This window comes from Mycobacterium sp. 1245852.3 (assembly GCF_001669335.1).
GTDB lineage: Bacteria > Actinomycetota > Actinomycetes > Mycobacteriales > Mycobacteriaceae > Mycobacterium > Mycobacterium europaeum_A.
The window spans coordinates 1-1,055 of sequence record NZ_LZLL01000328.1; the positions used below are offsets into that span (position 1 = coordinate 1).

The following is a 1,055-nucleotide window of genomic DNA, read 5'->3' on the forward strand; positions in this document are numbered from 1 at the left end:
GCCGATCTCCACCCCGTTATACGTCACCTTCGAACCCGGATCCATCACCAAACCGGCCCGCGACGCAATCATCGTCAACTCGGTCTTGGGGGTGAAACCGCCCCGGAACTGGATGTAGACCAGGGTGAAGATCACGCCGAGCACCACCACCACGAGCAGGGTGATGAACTTGTACGGCGGCTCGCGGGAGTCGTTGATCTGAACGGGTGAACCTTCCACGGCGCTACACCGTGAGCCCGAAGCTCATCGTGGACAGCCGGCGACACGGGTGGTTATCCAGGTCACCCACCGTCGCCAACCCTGCCCCTCGCCTCGGTGCCGTCGCCACCCGGCGCTGGCCTGTACACGCATGTAATAAGACCAGTGAAATGTACCGCGCCGCAGTGGCACAAACAAAGCAACGGCGGGACCGGCGGGCGGACCACGTCACCTTTCGGGTACGCGCGGTGGCGTGTGCCGGCTGACCGCTGCTGTCGGCGCGCGAATGACGTTGTGTAGCAGGACTTTCGCGGTTTACGGATTGATGGTGTTGTCGCCGACCTGGCGGCCCCAGACGTATTCGTTCGCATACGGCGACCCGGTATCCAGGTGGTTGTAGGGCGCAAGGCTGTTGCCGGTGTCCATCACCAACTCCGGCGCCGGCCACAGATCGTGGGTGATCGGCTGCCAGCAGCCCGGCGCACCACCGGGGCCGCCGCGCGCGTTCACCCGCGGCAGGTTCTCCGGCCAGATGTACGGGTTGGGTGCGCCGCCGACGACTCCGGCGATGCCGCCGACCAACGACGCCAGGACCGGCACGGTCGCAACCGGATTGAGCAACAGACCCAGTCCGGACGTGACCTCGGTGTCCATGTTCAGCGAGTAGCCGTTGAAGCCGCCCTCGGAGGCACCGGTGATGGGCACGATGTCGTGGTAGTTGTGCAGCGTGCAATAGATTTCGGGGCTGTAGGTGTCCAGCAGCTGCGCGGAGGGCACCAAGTCGGCGGCGCCGCGCGCCAGATACGGCCCACCCTTGTTGAACAGCTCGGCACCGGTGTTACCAAACCCGGCCGCCG

Annotated in this window: 1 protein-coding gene and 1 pseudogene; both read right to left on the reverse strand. The window is 65.4% G+C overall.

Annotation, left to right across the window (positions count from 1 at the left end):
• Positions 1-165, reverse strand: a pseudogene (locus tag A9W96_RS15010) (MCE-family protein MCE1A); the annotation flags it as partial.
• Positions 166-513: 348 nt separating this feature from the next.
• A partial coding sequence (locus A9W96_RS15015) for an MCE family protein (RefSeq protein ID WP_082972268.1) occupies positions 514-1,055 on the reverse strand: 542 nt, incomplete at its 5' end.